The 16420-nt window shown below is 49.0% G+C and carries 18 protein-coding genes; 8 read left to right on the top strand and 10 right to left on the bottom strand.

The window, feature by feature from the left end:
• Positions 1 to 7 precede the first annotated feature (7 nt).
• Positions 8 to 1069: an ADP-heptose--LPS heptosyltransferase RfaF gene (gene rfaF / locus AB7038_RS11730; RefSeq protein WP_368889544.1), complete on the top strand. Its 1062-nt coding sequence runs from the start codon at positions 8 to 10 to the stop codon at positions 1067 to 1069.
• The gene (gene rfaC, locus AB7038_RS11725; RefSeq protein WP_368889545.1) at positions 1054 to 2031 is read left to right on the top strand and encodes a lipopolysaccharide heptosyltransferase RfaC; all 978 of its coding nucleotides are present in this window, start codon (positions 1054 to 1056) and stop codon (positions 2029 to 2031) included. Before rfaF ends, rfaC begins: the two co-directional genes overlap by 16 nt.
• A gap of 2 nt (positions 2032 to 2033) precedes the next feature.
• Here rfaC and AB7038_RS11720 read toward each other — a convergent pair whose 3' ends face one another.
• The 4 genes from AB7038_RS11720 to rfaQ are packed head-to-tail and all read right to left on the bottom strand — an operon-like array spanning position 2034 to position 6341.
• Positions 2034 to 3011 carry a polysaccharide deacetylase family protein gene (locus AB7038_RS11720; protein WP_369453366.1) on the bottom strand — a complete coding sequence of 326 codons (978 nt, stop codon included), beginning with the start codon at positions 3009 to 3011 and terminating at the stop codon, positions 2034 to 2036.
• Between the two features lie 11 nt (positions 3012 to 3022).
• On the bottom strand, positions 3023 to 4144 hold the full coding sequence (locus tag AB7038_RS11715) for a glycosyltransferase (protein WP_369453365.1): 1122 nt from the start codon (positions 4142 to 4144) through the stop codon (positions 3023 to 3025).
• Positions 4144 to 5271 (bottom strand): glycosyltransferase family 4 protein, encoded by a 1128-nt coding sequence (locus tag AB7038_RS11710; protein ID WP_368889548.1) that lies wholly within the window; start codon positions 5269 to 5271, stop codon positions 4144 to 4146. Before AB7038_RS11710 ends, AB7038_RS11715 begins: the two co-directional genes overlap by 1 nt.
• Entirely contained in the window at positions 5268 to 6341 is a 1074-nt protein-coding gene (rfaQ, locus tag AB7038_RS11705) for a putative lipopolysaccharide heptosyltransferase III (RefSeq protein ID WP_369453364.1), read from the bottom strand. The genes AB7038_RS11710 and rfaQ overlap by 4 nt, the downstream gene beginning before the upstream one ends.
• A 225-nt stretch (positions 6342 to 6566) precedes the next feature.
• Between rfaQ and waaA the strand changes: the two genes are divergently transcribed.
• The 3 genes from waaA to coaD are packed head-to-tail and all read left to right on the top strand — an operon-like array spanning position 6567 to position 9105.
• Positions 6567 to 7844, top strand: coding sequence for a lipid IV(A) 3-deoxy-D-manno-octulosonic acid transferase (gene waaA / locus AB7038_RS11700; protein ID WP_052926518.1), 1278 nt, complete (start codon positions 6567 to 6569; stop codon positions 7842 to 7844).
• Positions 7844 to 8623, top strand: a complete 780-nt coding sequence (locus AB7038_RS11695; protein ID WP_072871555.1) for a glycosyltransferase family 2 protein — start codon at positions 7844 to 7846, stop codon at positions 8621 to 8623. Before waaA ends, AB7038_RS11695 begins: the two co-directional genes overlap by 1 nt.
• Positions 8620 to 9105, top strand: coding sequence for a pantetheine-phosphate adenylyltransferase (coaD, locus tag AB7038_RS11690; protein WP_004236659.1), 486 nt, complete (start codon positions 8620 to 8622; stop codon positions 9103 to 9105). The genes AB7038_RS11695 and coaD overlap by 4 nt, the downstream gene beginning before the upstream one ends.
• On the opposite strand, the gene mutM is transcribed toward coaD, so the two are convergent.
• Positions 9106 to 9915, bottom strand: a complete 810-nt coding sequence (gene mutM, locus AB7038_RS11685; protein WP_369453363.1) for a bifunctional DNA-formamidopyrimidine glycosylase/DNA-(apurinic or apyrimidinic site) lyase — start codon at positions 9913 to 9915, stop codon at positions 9106 to 9108.
• A gap of 207 nt (positions 9916 to 10122) precedes the next feature.
• Between mutM and AB7038_RS11680 the strand changes: the two genes are divergently transcribed.
• Positions 10123 to 11022 carry a sugar glycosyltransferase gene (locus tag AB7038_RS11680; protein WP_369453362.1) on the top strand — a complete coding sequence of 300 codons (900 nt, stop codon included), beginning with the start codon at positions 10123 to 10125 and terminating at the stop codon, positions 11020 to 11022.
• A gap of 19 nt (positions 11023 to 11041) precedes the next feature.
• On the opposite strand, the gene AB7038_RS11675 is transcribed toward AB7038_RS11680, so the two are convergent.
• The 5 genes from AB7038_RS11675 to radC all read right to left on the bottom strand — a co-directional run bounded on the left by AB7038_RS11675 (position 11042) and on the right by radC (position 14475).
• Positions 11042 to 12274 carry an O-antigen ligase family protein gene (locus tag AB7038_RS11675; RefSeq protein ID WP_369453361.1) on the bottom strand — a complete coding sequence of 411 codons (1233 nt, stop codon included), beginning with the start codon at positions 12272 to 12274 and terminating at the stop codon, positions 11042 to 11044.
• Between the two features lie 12 nt (positions 12275 to 12286).
• Positions 12287 to 12931 (bottom strand): hypothetical protein, encoded by a 645-nt coding sequence (locus AB7038_RS11670; protein WP_369453360.1) that lies wholly within the window; start codon positions 12929 to 12931, stop codon positions 12287 to 12289.
• Between the two features lie 206 nt (positions 12932 to 13137).
• The gene (gene rpmG, locus AB7038_RS11665; protein WP_004236665.1) at positions 13138 to 13305 is read right to left on the bottom strand and encodes a 50S ribosomal protein L33; all 168 of its coding nucleotides are present in this window, start codon (positions 13303 to 13305) and stop codon (positions 13138 to 13140) included.
• 11 nt (positions 13306 to 13316) lie between these two features.
• The gene (rpmB, locus tag AB7038_RS11660; protein WP_015422374.1) at positions 13317 to 13553 is read right to left on the bottom strand and encodes a 50S ribosomal protein L28; all 237 of its coding nucleotides are present in this window, start codon (positions 13551 to 13553) and stop codon (positions 13317 to 13319) included.
• A 247-nt stretch (positions 13554 to 13800) separates the two neighbouring features.
• The gene (gene radC, locus AB7038_RS11655; protein ID WP_368889553.1) at positions 13801 to 14475 is read right to left on the bottom strand and encodes a RadC family protein; all 675 of its coding nucleotides are present in this window, start codon (positions 14473 to 14475) and stop codon (positions 13801 to 13803) included.
• A 196-nt stretch (positions 14476 to 14671) separates the two neighbouring features.
• Between radC and coaBC the strand changes: the two genes are divergently transcribed.
• Positions 14672 to 15886 carry a bifunctional phosphopantothenoylcysteine decarboxylase/phosphopantothenate--cysteine ligase CoaBC gene (coaBC, locus tag AB7038_RS11650; RefSeq protein ID WP_368889554.1) on the top strand — a complete coding sequence of 405 codons (1215 nt, stop codon included), beginning with the start codon at positions 14672 to 14674 and terminating at the stop codon, positions 15884 to 15886.
• Positions 15864 to 16322 (top strand): dUTP diphosphatase, encoded by a 459-nt coding sequence (gene dut / locus AB7038_RS11645; RefSeq protein ID WP_004236669.1) that lies wholly within the window; start codon positions 15864 to 15866, stop codon positions 16320 to 16322. The genes coaBC and dut overlap by 23 nt, the downstream gene beginning before the upstream one ends.
• The last annotated feature ends 98 nt before the right edge of the window (positions 16323 to 16420 follow it).

Raw genomic sequence — 16420 nt, 5'->3', positions numbered from 1 at the left:
AACGCACATGAAAATTCTGGTGATCGGGCCATCGTGGGTCGGTGACATGATGATGTCACAAAGCCTTTACCGTACCCTGAAAACACGTTATCCGCAGGCAACGATTGATGTGATGGCACCCGCGTGGTGCCGTCCGCTGCTGGCAAAAATGCCGGAGGTGGATGAAGCTATCGCCATGCCGATCGGCCACGGTGCACTGGCGCTCGGTGAGCGCCGCCGGCTCGGTCATTCTCTGCGTGATAATAAGTATGATCGTGCTTATGTGCTGCCAAACTCGTTAAAATCGGCACTGGTGCCGTTTTTTGCGAAAATCCCTGTGCGCACCGGCTGGCTGGGCGAGATGCGTTACGGCCTGCTCAACGATCACCGGAAGCTCGACAAAGCCGCTTTTCCGCTGATGGTGCAGCGTTATGTTGCCCTCGCGTATGATAAAGCGGATGTCCCTGCCGCCCCGGCTCTGCCGCAGCCTCTGCTGTGGCCGAAGCTGGTGGTGCGGGATGAGGATATTGCCGAGAGCATGGCTGCGTTTAATATCAGTGATCACCGCCCGGTCGTCGGTTTTTGTCCGGGGGCCGAATTTGGCCCGGCCAAACGCTGGCCGCATTATCACTATGGTGAATTAGCGAAGAAACTGATTGATGAACGTGATTTTCAGATAGTCCTGTTCGGCTCAGAAAAAGATCACGCTGCCGGTGAGGAAATCCTTGCCATGCTCAGTGATGAGCAGCGCGAAAACTGCCTGAATCTGGCCGGAAAAACCTCGCTGGAACAGGCGGTGAATCTGATCGCCGGGTGTCATGCCATTATTACCAACGATTCCGGTCTGATGCATGTGGCCGCCGCACTGGATCGCCCGCTGGTCGCCTTATACGGCCCGAGCAGCCCGGATTTCACGCCGCCGCTGTCAGATAAAGCACGTGTAATCCGTCTGATCACCGGTTATCACAAAGTCCGCAAAGGGGATGCGCATGAAGGCTATCATCAGAGCCTGATTGATATTCAGCCGGAGCGGGTTCTGTCTGAACTGGATGATTTGCTGAAGAGTTCTCCGCCATGCGCCGTGTGTTAATCGTCAAAACCTCATCGATGGGCGATGTGCTGCATACCCTGCCTGCACTGACCGATGCCGTGCAGGCATTCCCGGAGATCACTTTTGACTGGGTGGTTGAAGAGGGTTTTGCCCAGATCCCGGGCTGGCACTCTGCTGTTGATCGCGTCATTCCGGTCGCTATCCGCCGCTGGCGGAAAAACTGGTTCCGCCGCGATATCCGTGATGAACGCCGCCGGTTCCGCGAAGCTGTTCAGTCACAGACCTATGATGCGGTGATTGATGCCCAGGGACTGATTAAAAGTGCCCTGCTGGTCACGCGGCTGGCACATGGCCGCAAACACGGCTACGACCGGCACAGTATCCGCGAGCCGCTGGCGGGTTTTTTCTATGATGAAAAACACGCTGTCAGCAAAACACAGCATGCTGTTGAACGGATCCGCCAGCTTTTTGCCCTGAGTCTCGGCTATGAGAAACCGCAGACACAGGGGGATTACGCGATTGCCGCCCATTTTCTGAATAACCGGACAATCTCACCGGATACCGTGCCGTACCTGGTCTGTCTCCACGCCACCACCCGTGATGCCAAACACTGGCCGGAGTCACACTGGCGGGCGCTGTTTGCACAACTGGCTGACACTGATCTGCATATCCGCCTGCCGTGGGGTGCACCGCATGAACAGGAACGGGCACTGCGTCTGGCGGAAGGATTTACCCATGTGCATGTATTGCCGAAATTATCACTGGCGGATGTGGCGGCAGAAATCGCCGGTGCGGAAGGGGTGATTTCAGTCGATACCGGGCTGAGCCACCTGACAGCCGCGCTGGATAAACCCAATATCACCCTGTACGGCCCGACGGATCCGGGGCTGATCGGTGGTTACGGTAAAGGGCAGTTTGCCCTGACGTCAAAGGACGGGGATTTATCCTCTGTCAGTGCGGATGATGTGCTCGCCGCCATGGCAGAGCACATGCCGCGTTAAGATTATGATGCGTGACGCTGTGCGAGTTTCCGCTGATAAAACTCCGCCAGCGTCATCCCTTCTGCCCGCTGTGCGATATACGCAAACAGCTGCTCCAGATCATCATACAGTGCATCAATCGCTGCCTCATCCCTGAATGTCGGGCTGCCACCCGGCATAAATTCAGATGAATGCAGCATAAACTCGATATGATCATTTCCCTGCGCCAGGCAGGCATCCACCACCTGCTGCATCTGTGCCAGATTCCCGCCTTTCGGTCGCAGCCAGTTCACGGACGGCGAGCGTTTTTTGCCGCGTAACTTATCATAAAACTGTTTCAGGCCGTTCATCAGCGGGGAATGACGGAACTGCACACTCATCGGCACCTGTAACAGCGATGAATCCCCGGGACGACGGATATCATTCAGATCCATAAAATAGGCTTCAGACGGAAAATTCAGGTAATTGGTGCCGCCGTTACCGATGGGTGCCGGTGCTCCCGGAGTATATGCCCAGTTCACCCGCGGTGTCACAGAGCAATCCGTCTGATAACCAAATTCTGCCAGCAAACGGGCATATTTTTCATTGAATGCCCAGCGGCCCGCGCGGTGGCTGACCATTTTGGTCTGTAATTTATCTTCCAGCAGCGATGTCATGACGTTAATTTTTTCTTTCATCACATCATCCGGGTATTCAATCAGATAAGGCTGGAAGCGATCATCATCAGCCGTCAGTGCCTTCAGCGGCGGGCTGTTCCAGGCATGCAGATGCATGCCGATCTCCCCTGTCTGCCGGGCAATCACATCCTGCGCAAATTCAATATAGGCATCATCCGTCGCCATTTCGTAGTTGGTCAGCCAGACCGGCTTAAAACTGTATTTCTCACACAATGTCTGAAAGCGCGGTAAAAACCGGGTATTCTGCGTGGTGATCACCGGACCGGATTCCCAGAGGTTATCTCCTTCCGTATCAAGGGTGATGATAAAAGCGGGTTTCGCCATAGTTGTGCTCCTCACGCGTGTGTTGACGGGACTGGCTGAATTAAATCACAGTATTGGCTGACAATCGTCTGCTGCTCAAATTTCTGATACATCTCAGGGGTGATCACCGGCGGATGTTCATAAACCAGACGAATTTTTTCCGCCAGACTCACCGGTGTCATATCAGAAAGATACGCTGCCAGTTCGCCGGTCATGATCTCTCTGACTCCACCCGGGCAATAGGTACTGACCACCGGCGTGCCGCAGATCAGCGATTCGATCAGAACAGAAGATAACCCTTCACTGTCGGAGCTTAATACCACGGCTTTCGCACCACGGATAATCGGCATCGGTTTTGACTGAAAACCGATAAATTCCACCCGGCCTTCCAGCCCCAGTTCAGTCACCTGGTTTTTCAGCGTCAGTGTGGCGTGTTCGCTGCCCTGTCCCGCCAGCAGCAGTTTGCACGGCAGATTAGCCAGCGCAAACGCGGTCAGTAACCTATCCTGCCGCTTCACCTCATGAAAACGCCCGAGGTGAATAATATAATCCTGCCCCTGATACGGGTTATCTTTCTGCGACTGGCGCTGAATATCCGCAACGTCAAACGGGTTATAAATGGTCACGCACTGCTGCGGCGTCACGCCGACGTTCTCACACAGATCCCGGCACACCGCACCGGAGACGCCGATAATATTCTGTCCGTTATATACCCGGCGTATTTTTGCCTGTTTCAGACGGCGGCGAAGGCCGGTTTTATTGCCGAGATAGCTGGCTGAAAACATCCCATGGAGGCAGAACCAGACATTCAGCCCGGTCAGTGCCTGTGATGCAGCGACAATACGGTCCGTTTTATGCAGATTGGACACCACCAGTACCGGTTTACCTTTGCGGGCAAACAGTTCAGATAAGAAAGCATCCATCTTTCCGGCACGACGCCGGATTTCGGTCTGGCGGTGGAACAAGCCACGGTACGTATCCGCAGAGACCTGATAATCCACCCCTTCCGGAATATCATAATCGCGGGTATTGCTGAGTGATAACAGAGTGACATCATAACCGGCCAGAACCAGTCCGTGGCTCAGGCTCAGCACCACCCGTTCAGCGCCGCCGCCCGGTAAACCGTCAATAATAAATAAAATATGCTGTTTCATTATGCCAGGACCCGCCCGTAGAGATCGATCAGCTGCTGTGATAACGCCGCCGGTGTATAAGGTAAAACCCGCTGCCGTGCACATTCAGACATCCGGCTGCTCAGATGATCACAAGGCAGTTGTGAGACCGCCTCTGCCAGGCCGTCAATATCCAGCGCATCACAGACAAAACCCTCTTCGCCCTGCGTGATAAATTCCGCCCCGCCGCAGGTGGTACTGGTGATCACCGGCAGTGCGCAGGCCATCGCTTCGGGTACCACATTCGGGAACGGATCATACAGCGTCGGCAGCAGCAGCCCGTCACTCATCTGATAAAACGGCAGTGTCTGTTTCTGCATACCCGTAAAACGGATGCGATCCGCACAGCCCAGGGATGCCGCCAGCTGACGATATTTTTTTTCTGCCTTATCCTGGCCGACCACCAGCAGATACGCATCATTGCGGCTGACCGCCATAATCGCTGCCGCGAGTCCTTTGCGTTCAAACCCGGAACCGACATACACCAGACATTTTGCCGCCGCCGGGATCTGATAAGTCTGCCGGAGCGCAAGACGCTCTGATTCCGGCAGCGGATGAAACTTTTCAGAATCAATTCCGTTATAGATGACGGTTATTTGCGACTCTGACAAACCAAAGTCTTCCATCACCTCTTTTTTTACCATTTCCGAATTACAAATCACCTGCTTAAAGTGCGGATCGTGGTACATCTCCTGCTCCGCCTTCATCACATAGCGGTGGTACGGCGAGGCAAACAACAGTTTCGCCCGCCAGACAGGCAGAACCCGAGCCCGCTGCAACAGCCAGCGGCGGTGCACACCGTCCCCGGCCCGGAAAATGTCACAACCGGCAATACGTTCATGGCTCTGAACAATATCAAATTTTTCATTCTGCCAGCAGGCACGGGCAGCATCCGCAAATCCCCGCTCACGGCTGATCCGTCCCCATTTCGGCGGATTCACCACATGAATATGCCAGCCGGGAGCCGCAGCGCCCTGCCAGGAGCGGGTGATAACATTCAGCTCCAGATTCCGGTTATCCAGCGCTTCCAGGGCCCGGGATACAAAACGCTCCGCGCCGCCGTCCGGACGGTATTTCTGACGGACAATCGCCAGACGCATATTTTTCATAAATATCTCCGTGCCGCTGTAATCACTGCGTCTGCCGGGATCGGGCTCAGGTAACGTTCGTCAGTCCCGGTGTCCACATCATCCGGGTCCGGCTGTTCCCCGTAATCCGATGCTTTAATGATTTCGCCGGTTGCCTGCCACGGCGACCAGAACACCAGTTTCGTCGGGCCGAACAGAGCTATCACCGGCGTTTGCAGGGCGGCAGCCATATGCATCGGCACAGAGTCCACACCGATAAACAGTTTTGCACGATCAATCAGTACCGCGAGCTGCGGCAGTGTCAGTTCTCCGGCAACGGACACAATTTTTCCGTCGGCCACCGCCTGCTGACACGGCGCAAGAATAGATGCAATCATCGATTTTTCGCGCGGATCCGGCCCGCTGCTGAGCACAATCTGATGTCCTTCATCCGCCAGTGTGCGGATAACCTCACTCATCTTGTCGTCATCCCAGCATTTATAGAACCAGCGGGATGTCGGCTGCACCACAATATAGTCACCGGTCACCTGTTTGCGCTGCAAAAGCTGTTCAGTCTTCTGCCGGTCTTCCTCTGAATACGCCATGGTGACATGGTTATCAGTCACCGGCAGATTCAGCGGGGTTAATCCGTTAAGATTCTGCTCCACCGTATGCATGACAGATTCCTGTGAGGTATCCGCCAGCAGGGTGTAACACTTTTTCCAGAAAATACTCTGCCGTTTCCATAAATCCAGCCCGATACGGATACGGGCCCCGGTGAAACGGGTCACAATTGCGCTGTACCACTGATCCGCCAGATTCACCACCATGTCATAACGGCGGCGGCGCAGTGATTTCAGTAAGCGCCACTCGTGCCCGATACGTTTGCAGGTTCCCTCTTTACGCCAGGCTCTGTCCATGGCAAAAATATGGCTGATGCCGGGATGACGGCTGAGCATCGGTGCGGTTTCCTGATACAGCAGGACATCCACCTCAGCATCCGGGTAATTCGCTTTCAGAGTATTAATCACCGGTGTTATCAGCAGCATATCGCCGTGATGACGGAGTTTTATCACTAAAATACGCTGTACCGGCGCTGATGCTGTTTGCATAAGAGTTCCATTTAGGGTCAGACAGAAATCAGGGAATAAGATGTATCAATCTCTGGGGCACAGATTACCACAAATCGTTCCCGGCAGTATTAACAGATAGCGCAGTGCGTTGTGCCGGACAGCGGGGATCCCGCCGTCAGCGACGCCGGGTTTATGCTTTTTAATGCGCTATTCGTGTTAGTTTTATGCTACTATTGCCGCAATCTTATCTGCGAAACTGATAAAATGTTACTGCGTGTATACCAGGTTCTGCTTTACCTGATCCAACCTCTTATCTGGTTACGTCTGTTATGGCGCAGCCGCCGCTCCCCGGCCTACCGCAGACGCTGGGGCGAACGTTATGGTTTCTGTAAAGGGAAAACCGGCACCGGCGGTATCATCCTGCACTCGGTTTCTGTCGGCGAAACACTCGCCGCAGTGCCGCTGGTCCGTGCATTGCGTCACCATTATCCGACGTTACCCATCACTGTCACCACCATGACACCGACCGGCTCAGAGCGGGTTTTATCCGCATTAGGTGATGATGTTTACCACGTCTATCTGCCTTACGACTTGCCGGGGTCAATGAAACGGTTTTTCAATACTGTTCAGCCGAAACTGGTGATCGTGATGGAAACCGAACTGTGGCCGAACATGATAACCGAACTGCACCGCCGGAAAATTCCGCTGGTGATTGCCAATGCCCGCCTGTCAGCGCGCTCGGCCGCCGGTTATAAAAAAGCAGGCAGTTTCGTGAAAACCATCCTGAACCGGATCACCCTGGTGGCCGCGCAGAATCAGGAAGACGGAGAACGCTTTATTGAACTCGGCCTGCGCCGCCAGCAACTGCATGTGACCGGCAGCCTGAAGTTCGATATTTCTGTCACACCGGAACTGGCCGCCAAAGCCGTTACCCTGCGCCGTCAGTGGGCGGCCCGCCGTCCGGTCTGGATCGCAACCAGCACTCATGAAGGTGAAGAGGAAATTATCCTCAGCGCCCATAAAACCCTGCTGAACCGCTTTCCGAATCTGCTGCTGATCCTGGTACCGCGCCATCCGGAGCGGTTTGCCAAAGCACGGGAACTGACCGAAAAAGCCGGTCTGACCTATGTCATGCGCAGCAGCAACACCATTCCTTCACCGGAAACACAGGTGGTGGTCGGGGATACCATGGGTGAACTGATGCTGCTGTACGGACTGGCGGATATCGCGTTTGTCGGCGGCAGCCTGGTTGAACGCGGCGGACATAATCCGCTGGAAGCTGCCGCCCATGCCCTGCCGGTACTGATGGGGCCGCACACCTTCAACTTCAAAAATATCTGCGGCAAATTACAACAAGCCGATGCTCTGCTGACTGTCACCGATGAACAAAGTCTGAGTGACGCCGTCAGTAATCTGCTTAATGATGAGGATTACCGGCTGTACTGCGGACGGCATGCCGCTGAGGTGCTTCATGAAAATCAGGGCGCACTGCACCGTCTCATGCAGCTGCTCGGGCCGTATCTTCCGCCGCGGAGCCACTGATGACAGATAAAAAACGTCTCTCTGTTGTGATGATCAGTAAAAACAATGCCGATGTTATCGGTGATTGCCTGACCTCCGTTCAGGGACTGGCGGATGAAATCATTGTGCTCGATTCCGGCAGTCAGGACGACACACTGACCATCGCCCGCCATGCCGGGGCTCAGGTGTATGAAAACCGGGAGTGGCCGGGATTCGGCCGTCAGCGGCAGATTGCCCAGCAGTATGCCACCGGGGATTATATCCTGATGCTCGATACCGACGAGCGGGTCACGCCGGAGCTGAAACAATCCATTGAGCAGATACTTGCCGCACCGCAGAAAAATACAGTGTATCGTTTTGCCCGCCGGAATCTGTTTCTCGGGCGTTTTATGAAGCACAGCGGCTGGTATCCGGATCATGTCCTGCGGTTATATCCGCGTGAGCAATATCAGTACAACAGTAATGCAGTTCATGAATCTCTGGAGACACAGGGTGCCAATGTCATCACACTGAAAGGGGATGTATTACACCTGACCTGCCGCGATTTACCGGAGTTTCAGCAAAAGCAGCTGCGCTATGCTGCGGACTGGGCAAAAGCCCGTCATCTGGCCGGTAAACGCTGCTCTTTTCTCTCTGTGCTGACTCACACCGCCGGTGCGTTTTGTAAAACCTGGCTGCTGAGAGCCGGATTCCTGGACGGCAGACAGGGGCTTATCCTTGCATTTGTGAACGCACAATATACCTTTAATAAATACGCCACTCTGTGGTCCGTCAGTAACAACGATGAGTCAGCATCATGAAAACACGCGCAATCTATCCCGGCACTTTTGATCCGATTACCTGCGGACATATTGATATTCTTGAGCGCGCCTCAAAAATGTTTGATCATATCCTGCTGGCGATCGCCAACAGCAGCCGTAAAAATCCGATGTTTACCCTCGATGAGCGGGTTGCACTGGCAAAAGACGTGTGTTCTCACATCCCGAATGTGGAAGTTCTGGGGTTTTCTGAGCTGATGGCAAATTTTGCCAAAAAGCAAAATGCCAATGTGCTGATCCGGGGTGTCCGGTCTGTTGCTGATTTTGAATATGAATGGCAGCTGGCGAATATGAACCGCCATTTTGCGCAGGATCTCGAGAGTGTTTTCCTCCTGCCGTCGCAGAATCTCTCTTTTGTTTCTTCATCCCTGATTAAAGACGTGGCCCTGCACGACGGCGATGTCTCTGCATTTCTGCCGGAGTCCGTCGCACAGGCGATGATGCAAAAACTCGGTAAGGTATAATCAGTGCTGACAGGCGGGGCAGAAAAACGTGCTCCGCTGACCGACTTTCACCACTTCAATCTTCTGTCCGCAGTTCGGGCAACATTCTCCGTGTTTTCCGTACACAAACAGTTCCTGGGCAAAATAACCGGGTTTTCCGTCCGACTGTAAAAAATCTTTCAGCGTGGTGCCGCCCTGTCTGATGGATTCAGTCAATATCTGCTTTATGGTGGTAACCAGGCGGGTAACCTCATCCATAGTCAGGTCTTTAGCGGGACGCAGCGGATGAATGCGGGATAAAAAGAGGGATTCATTGGCATAAATATTCCCCACTCCCACCACAATTTTATTATCCATCAGCCAGCTTTTAACTGGTGTGTTTCGTTTGCGGGATTTGGCGAACAGATACGCGGCGTCAAAATCATCACTCAGCGGCTCCGGCCCCAGGTTCGCCAGTACCGGACTGGTTGCCAAATCATCTGCCCACAACCAGGCACCAAAACGGCGCGGGTCGGTATAGCGCAGAATTTTGCCGTCACCGAGCACCATATCCACGTGGTCGTGTTTCTCTTCCGGCGTTTCTTCCAAAAGAATACGCAAACTGCCGGACATTCCCAGATGAATGATAATCCACCCTTCCGGCAACTCAATCAGCAGATATTTTGCACGGCGCTGCACACTGAGCACCGGCCGGTCACTCAGGCGCTCAATCTGCTCTGACACCGGCCAGCGCAGCCGCCGGTTGCGGACTTCAACATAACGCACTGTATTACCGACCAAATGCGGCTCAATGCCGCGCCGGCTGGTTTCGACCTCGGGTAATTCAGGCATAAGTGCTCCTTAACAATATATTGTGACCTGCCAAAGGAAATATGTTCTGCGTATTGTTATATAATAAAATACCTGATACTAACATTACATACATAACATTACTTTGAAAATATCAAATTTCAATAACTATCATTCCAGTATAAAAAAAAGTATGATATGCATGCATTTCTTATATCAATCATTAATATCTTAAAATGGTCATAGATTATGAGAGTTTTTTTCAAGCAGCTATACAGATATACGCATCGACGCTCATATCGGCATAATGAAAACATTTGGCCTTATTTTAAAATAACCAGATCAGAAACCGGTGAAATATCAAAATTAACTTACCGGAAAAAATCGATTGCTATCAACACATTAAGTGACCTTAAAGATTATTACTGTGGTACTGTTTTATTACTGGCTACCGGTCCTTCAATAAAAAATATAGATACCTCACTTATTCCGGAAAGTATGCATGTAATGGGCGTAAATGGCGCCTATCATCTGGCTGACAAAGTCAATTTTTCATTGTATACAATCGTTGATATGGCTTTTTTTGACAATAATATAAGCCTCGTAGAATCAATCGTTTTTGACAAAAAAATTACGTTATTCACGACTATACATGGTATGAAAAGGATTTTTGACAGATATGGAATTAATGTGTACTGTAAGCTCGCTCTTATAGAAGATGCTCTTTTTAAAACATATGAAGAAAAAACCACTCCTGAAAAATATAGGGGCATGGAAAACATCTACTTCAATGACTCATTTAAAGATATCGCTTTTTCATCAGATATCAGAAAAGGGATATTTGATGCAGGAACAGTTTCTTACTGGTCATTACAGATATTACCATTTATCGGATTTAATGAAATATTAATAGCTGGTTTAGATATGAATAATTTCGAAAAGCCACGGTTTTATGAAAATAATGATAATAAAGCACCTTCATATCTTAGTAACAAATTATTTGATATTATCATTCCAGCCATGTCACTTGCCGGGTCTATACTCGACAAAAAAAACATATCCATAATAAACTTATCATCAGTAAGTTCTATACCTGATTCTATTTTTAAAAAGTATGATTTTAATTATTATTTAAAAAGTAGAGGGTGATTTCACCACCCTCGTTTCTTCATGATTTTGACTTTATTCTTGTAGTAAATAATACTGTTAAAATACAAAACATAATAATAAATCTATCATCGATAAAAAGTGTATCAACCATACTTACTCCACTCACTGCTAAAATAAGTAATGGAAATGCACTCAACCAGGTGCCTTTATAGTAAAAAAATATATTCATCGATATAAATAAAAAGATGAGTGCCATAACACCCCAGATACCCTGTAGTGAAGCACTTTCGATAATGTCATTATGAAGATGATAGGTTAGATTCCGTATTGCTTCCGGATTTCCATTTTCATGCTGTGATATATATTCATTTACTTCCTGTAAACGGCTATCAATACTCTGCCCTGTCGGATGCATCTTTGCAGCATGCAGTCCTGACTTCCACATGGTTATCCGGGCACCAAAAGAGCTATTATTGTTTTCACTATAACCTGAAATTTCATGATACGCACTATACATTCTGTCTTCGACACTTTGAAAAACGTATCCAATGAATAGATATCCTAATGCAACTATCATCACTCCACTAAATATTAGTTTCTTAAATGAAAATTGTTTGTTTACTATAAAAAATAATAAAACTAAGATTGGATAAAGAATAATGACCGTTCTTGTTTGTGTACATAAAATAACAATAAATGAGAAAATAAAAATAATACTAATATAAAGAATATTGTTTCTGAAAGAAATTATATTTACAATGTATAATGTAAATAGGCTTTGTAGCATAAATAAGTATGCGGAAATTGTCGCAGCACTGCTAATCCTTAGTCTTCCTGTAGGATCAGAGATCATATAAAACAACCCTTTCCCTCCCATGTAAAACAATGAAACGAGCGCGATATAAATAATGATTTTACAATTTTTTTTATTATATTGAACCAGATTTAACAATGAGGGAGATAGTAATACTATAAATGACCCAATAAATAAATACAGCGCCGTTCTTGGGTAATTAGAATTAGCCATTATATATTCAGAAGATACTGGCGGATATAACTTGACCCATGTAAACTGACTAACAGAGACAGCTAAAAATGATAAAAACAATAGTATACTTTCCTTTTTAATTACTATCTTTTTATAATTTAAAATATATGAAATAATTAAAAACACAGTAGAAGTATAAAATAAATTCCTGCCTACTATTTTATCCGGTAATGCCAATGCAGACGTCAGGATAAGAAAACACAATAAAAAAAATGGTGAAAAAATCTTATTGAGCTTTAACATGTTTCATCCACATTATTTAATAATCAACTCAGGGACCCATTTTTCACCACAACTCCATGGCCGGGGCTTCCCATGAAAACAAACAATTTTTGTACCTTGTGGAATATCTCCATTTCCGGTTGCATGCTCATTTTTTTTAGATTTTTTCACAACATGTTTTTTATAGCTGACAATTTTACCCGGGTACAATTCTTGCCATGTTTTTGCATGAGGATATATTTTATTAATGAACTCCTGGTCTCCTCCCTCTTTATATCTTTTCATAAAAAGATCCGGATAACGATTAAAACTTTCCCATACTTTATATTTTTCATCATGAGGGATATACATAATTGCTGAGTTTTTAGTCTTCTCAGGGAAAAAAAAGTCACTCAACATAGTCAATTGTTTGTTAGACAGTAATTCACTAATATCTTCTAAGATAACCATATCAAGATCCAAATAAAAAATATCATCCTGTATTTTATCCGGGTCAAACATCTCTATCTTAGACCACCATCCCGGCAGGTTTTTACTTAGCTTAATCGTTTGAATACCAGGAATAGAAAGATCGGTAAGGCATACTTTTTCATAACCCTCAGGTAGCTGACTATATAGCCACCGTACATGGTTTTCATTGTAGTCCCCTCCGGATTTTAATACTGTAACAATTTTCATGCGTTCACCTGATACATCCGTTTTGATATGCTGAAGTATACCCTGCTCTTTTTCAGTAAGATAGTTTACTATATTAACCAACATTAATTGTAAATATAACTCTTTGTTCTAATTATAAATCATAACATATACTGCTGATACCTTCTTATCCGCTTTCCAATAAAAAACCCGGCCGGAGCCGGGTTTTTTCAATCAGGAAGCAGAAATTACTTAATTTTTGCTTCTTTGTACATTACATGCTTACGAACAACCGGATCGAATTTTTTCATTTCCAGTTTTTCAGGCATAGTACGTTTGTTCTTCGTAGTGGTATAGAAGTGACCTGTACCTTCAGAAGAAACCAGTTTGATCTTTTCGCGAATACCTTTAGCCATTTTTCAGCTCCTTAGTACTTCTCACCGCGGGTACGTAAATCAGCTAAAACAGCTTCGATACCCTTTTTATCAATGATACGCATACCTTTAGCAGATACACGCAGAGTCACGAAACGTTTTTCAGACTCAACCCAGAAACGGTGAGAGTGCAGGTTCGGCAGAAAACGACGTTTGGTCGCATTTAATGCGTGAGAACGGTTGTTACCGCTCATCGGACGCTTGCCAGTAACTTGGCAGACTCGGGACATGTCTATTCTCCAAAAATCTAATCAGCTCGAGCTTTGTATTGGGTGAGGCTGCCTCGTCAGGCTTAGGAGCCCATCTCAGCTTACTTTTGACTCGCCGGGAAATTGCTCTGTCAACCAGCAAAAATATGCTGAGATAGGCTCTTCTCGCCAAACCCAAGATCCTCAAAGGTGGCGTAGTATACGCTTTCCGGTGCAAACGCTCAAGACCCGAACAGTAAAGATCGTGTGTTTCTGAGAAAAAAACTGCTCAGATCAGGTCGTGTTCTGCAAACGAAAACATATTGAATTTCCCGATAATCAGGTGATCCAACACGTTAATCCCCACCAGCTCACATGCCTGAACAATTTTTTTTGTCAGCAGACGGTCAGCCCGGCTGGGGTTTTCGTTACCGGAGGGGTGATTATGCGCCAGAATCACAGAAACTGCATTCACTTTAAGCGCCAGGCGCAAAATCTCTCTGGGATGGACTTCCACACAGTTTACCGTCCCGGAAAACATCTCTTCATAACGGATAAGCTGGTTCTGATTGTTGAGAAAAAGCACAGCAAAGACTTCCCGCTCCTGCCAGGCCATCTGCTGGTTAAGATAGGCCTTTACCGTACAGGCACTGCTGAGAAATTGTGTTTCCTGAAACTGACTGCTGAAATAGCGCCGGGACAACTCAACAATCGCCTGCATCTGGCAAAACTTACTGTCCCCGATCCCGTGCAGAGGTTTAAATTCCTCATACCCTGCTGTCAGCAACCGGTGCAGTGACCCGAAAACCTCCAGCAGATACTCCGCAAACTGCCGCACCGGCCGCTCACGAGTGCCGGTACGCAAAAAAATAGCCAGCAATTCTGAATCACTCAGAACGGATGCGCCGTAAGCAATCAGTTTCTCTCTCGGCATCAGCGCCGTATTTCCGGTTATGTTATCCATTTTTCCCCCGCCGGTTTCCCTGTTTCACCGGAAAAAGTATGTCAGCTCCGGCGGTTTTTCCGCATAAAACACGCCATTTTTGCGAGGCGCGCCGAAGAAAAAATATTATTTAGCTGGATAAATACACAGCACCCTACCTATACGGCGGTGTTGTGGTAAAATCGCGTATCTCCGAAAAATAACTGGATAAAACACAATGTCCGAACTGACAGGAAAACAGATAGTTCTGGGTATCAGTGGTGGTATCGCAGCCTATAAAGCCCCTGAGATTGTCCGCCGTCTGCGTGACCGGGGGGCCATTGTCCGTGTCGCCATGACACCTGCGGCAACCGCATTTATCACCCCGCTGACACTCCAGGCCGTTTCCGGCTTCCCGGTAGCCGAAAGCGTTCTTGATCCGGCTGCGGAAGCGGCAATGGGTCATATCGAGCTGGGGAAATGGGCGGATCTCATTATTCTCGCGCCCGCCACCGCCGATCTGATTGCCCGCCTGAGCGCCGGCATGGCAAATGACCTGGTCACCACTATCTGCCTGGCATCTGATGCCACCATTGCCGTTTCACCGGCCATGAACCAGCAGATGTACCGCGCACAGACCACTCAGGAAAATCTCGCACACCTGGAACAGCTCGGTTTTACCGTCTGGGGGCCGGACAGCGGCAGCCAGGCCTGTGGTGATATTGGTCCGGGACGCATGCTGGATCCGTCAGAGATAGTCTCACGGGCAGAACAGCACTTCCGTAAAAAACAGGATATGTCCGGCATCCGTCTGGCCATTACCGCAGGGCCGACGCGTGAAGCACTCGACCCGGTGCGTTTTATCAGCAATCACAGCTCCGGTAAAATGGGTTTTGCCATTGCGGCAGCTGCCGCAGCACGCGGCGCGGATGTCACGCTGATTGCCGGGCCTGTCACATTACCGACACCACCGGGTGTTAAACGTATTGATGTCAGCAGTGCCTGTGAAATGAATGATGCCGCACAAAAAACAGCCCCGCAGCAGGATATTTTTATTGGCTGTGCCGCCGTCGCGGATTACCGCGCCAAAGCGGTTGCGCCTGAGAAAATTAAAAAACAGGGCGACGAAATCACCTTCACGATGGTAAAAAACCCGGATGTGATAGCCGGTGTCGGTGCACTGGAAAAAAACCGGCCATTTGTGATTGGATTTGCAGCTGAAACCCAAAATGTGGAAGAATACGCGCGCGGCAAGTTGGTGAAAAAGCAGCTCGATATGATTTGCGCCAACGATGTTTCTGTTGAAAACCAAGGGTTTAACAGTGATAACAATGCCCTGCATCTGTACTGGCATACCGGCGATATCAGCTTACCGAACATGAGCAAATCAGAGCTCAGCCACCATTTACTGGACGAAATACTGAAACACTATGACCAAAAAAATCGACATTAAGATTCTTGATCCGCGCATCGGCGGGGAATTTCCGTTACCGGCCTACGCCACGCCGGGCTCTGCAGGTCTGGATTTACGGGCCTGCCTGGATGAAGCCACTGAACTGAAGCCGGGCCAGACACTGTTACTGCCGACCGGCCTTGCTGTCCATATTGCAGACCCGTCCCTGGCGGCAATGGTACTGCCACGCTCCGGGCTCGGCCACAAACATGGTGTGGTTCTCGGCAACCTGGTGGGCTTAATCGACTCTGATTATCAGGGACAGCTGATGGTATCCGTCTGGAACCGTGGCGATACCACCTTCACAATTGAGCCGGGCGAGCGTATCGCACAGATGATTATCGTTCCTGTTGTTCAGGCCGAATTCAATATTGTTGAAGAATTTACCGAAAGTGAGCGCGGAGCCGGCGGATTTGGCCATTCAGGCCGTCAATAATACTAATAACGCCGTTATTTCCGTCGCTTTTCTGACAGCAGTACTGGTGTACGGCTGTCAGTCGGCAGATTTGTTTTTGCGTTAACGCAGGGGTTTTA

The sequence above is a fragment of the Morganella morganii genome (assembly GCF_041099235.1).
Taxonomy (GTDB): domain Bacteria; phylum Pseudomonadota; class Gammaproteobacteria; order Enterobacterales; family Enterobacteriaceae; genus Morganella; species Morganella morganii_E.
Note: the sequence above shows the minus strand (reverse complement) of the source record. Positions and strands in the feature narration are given on the sequence as shown.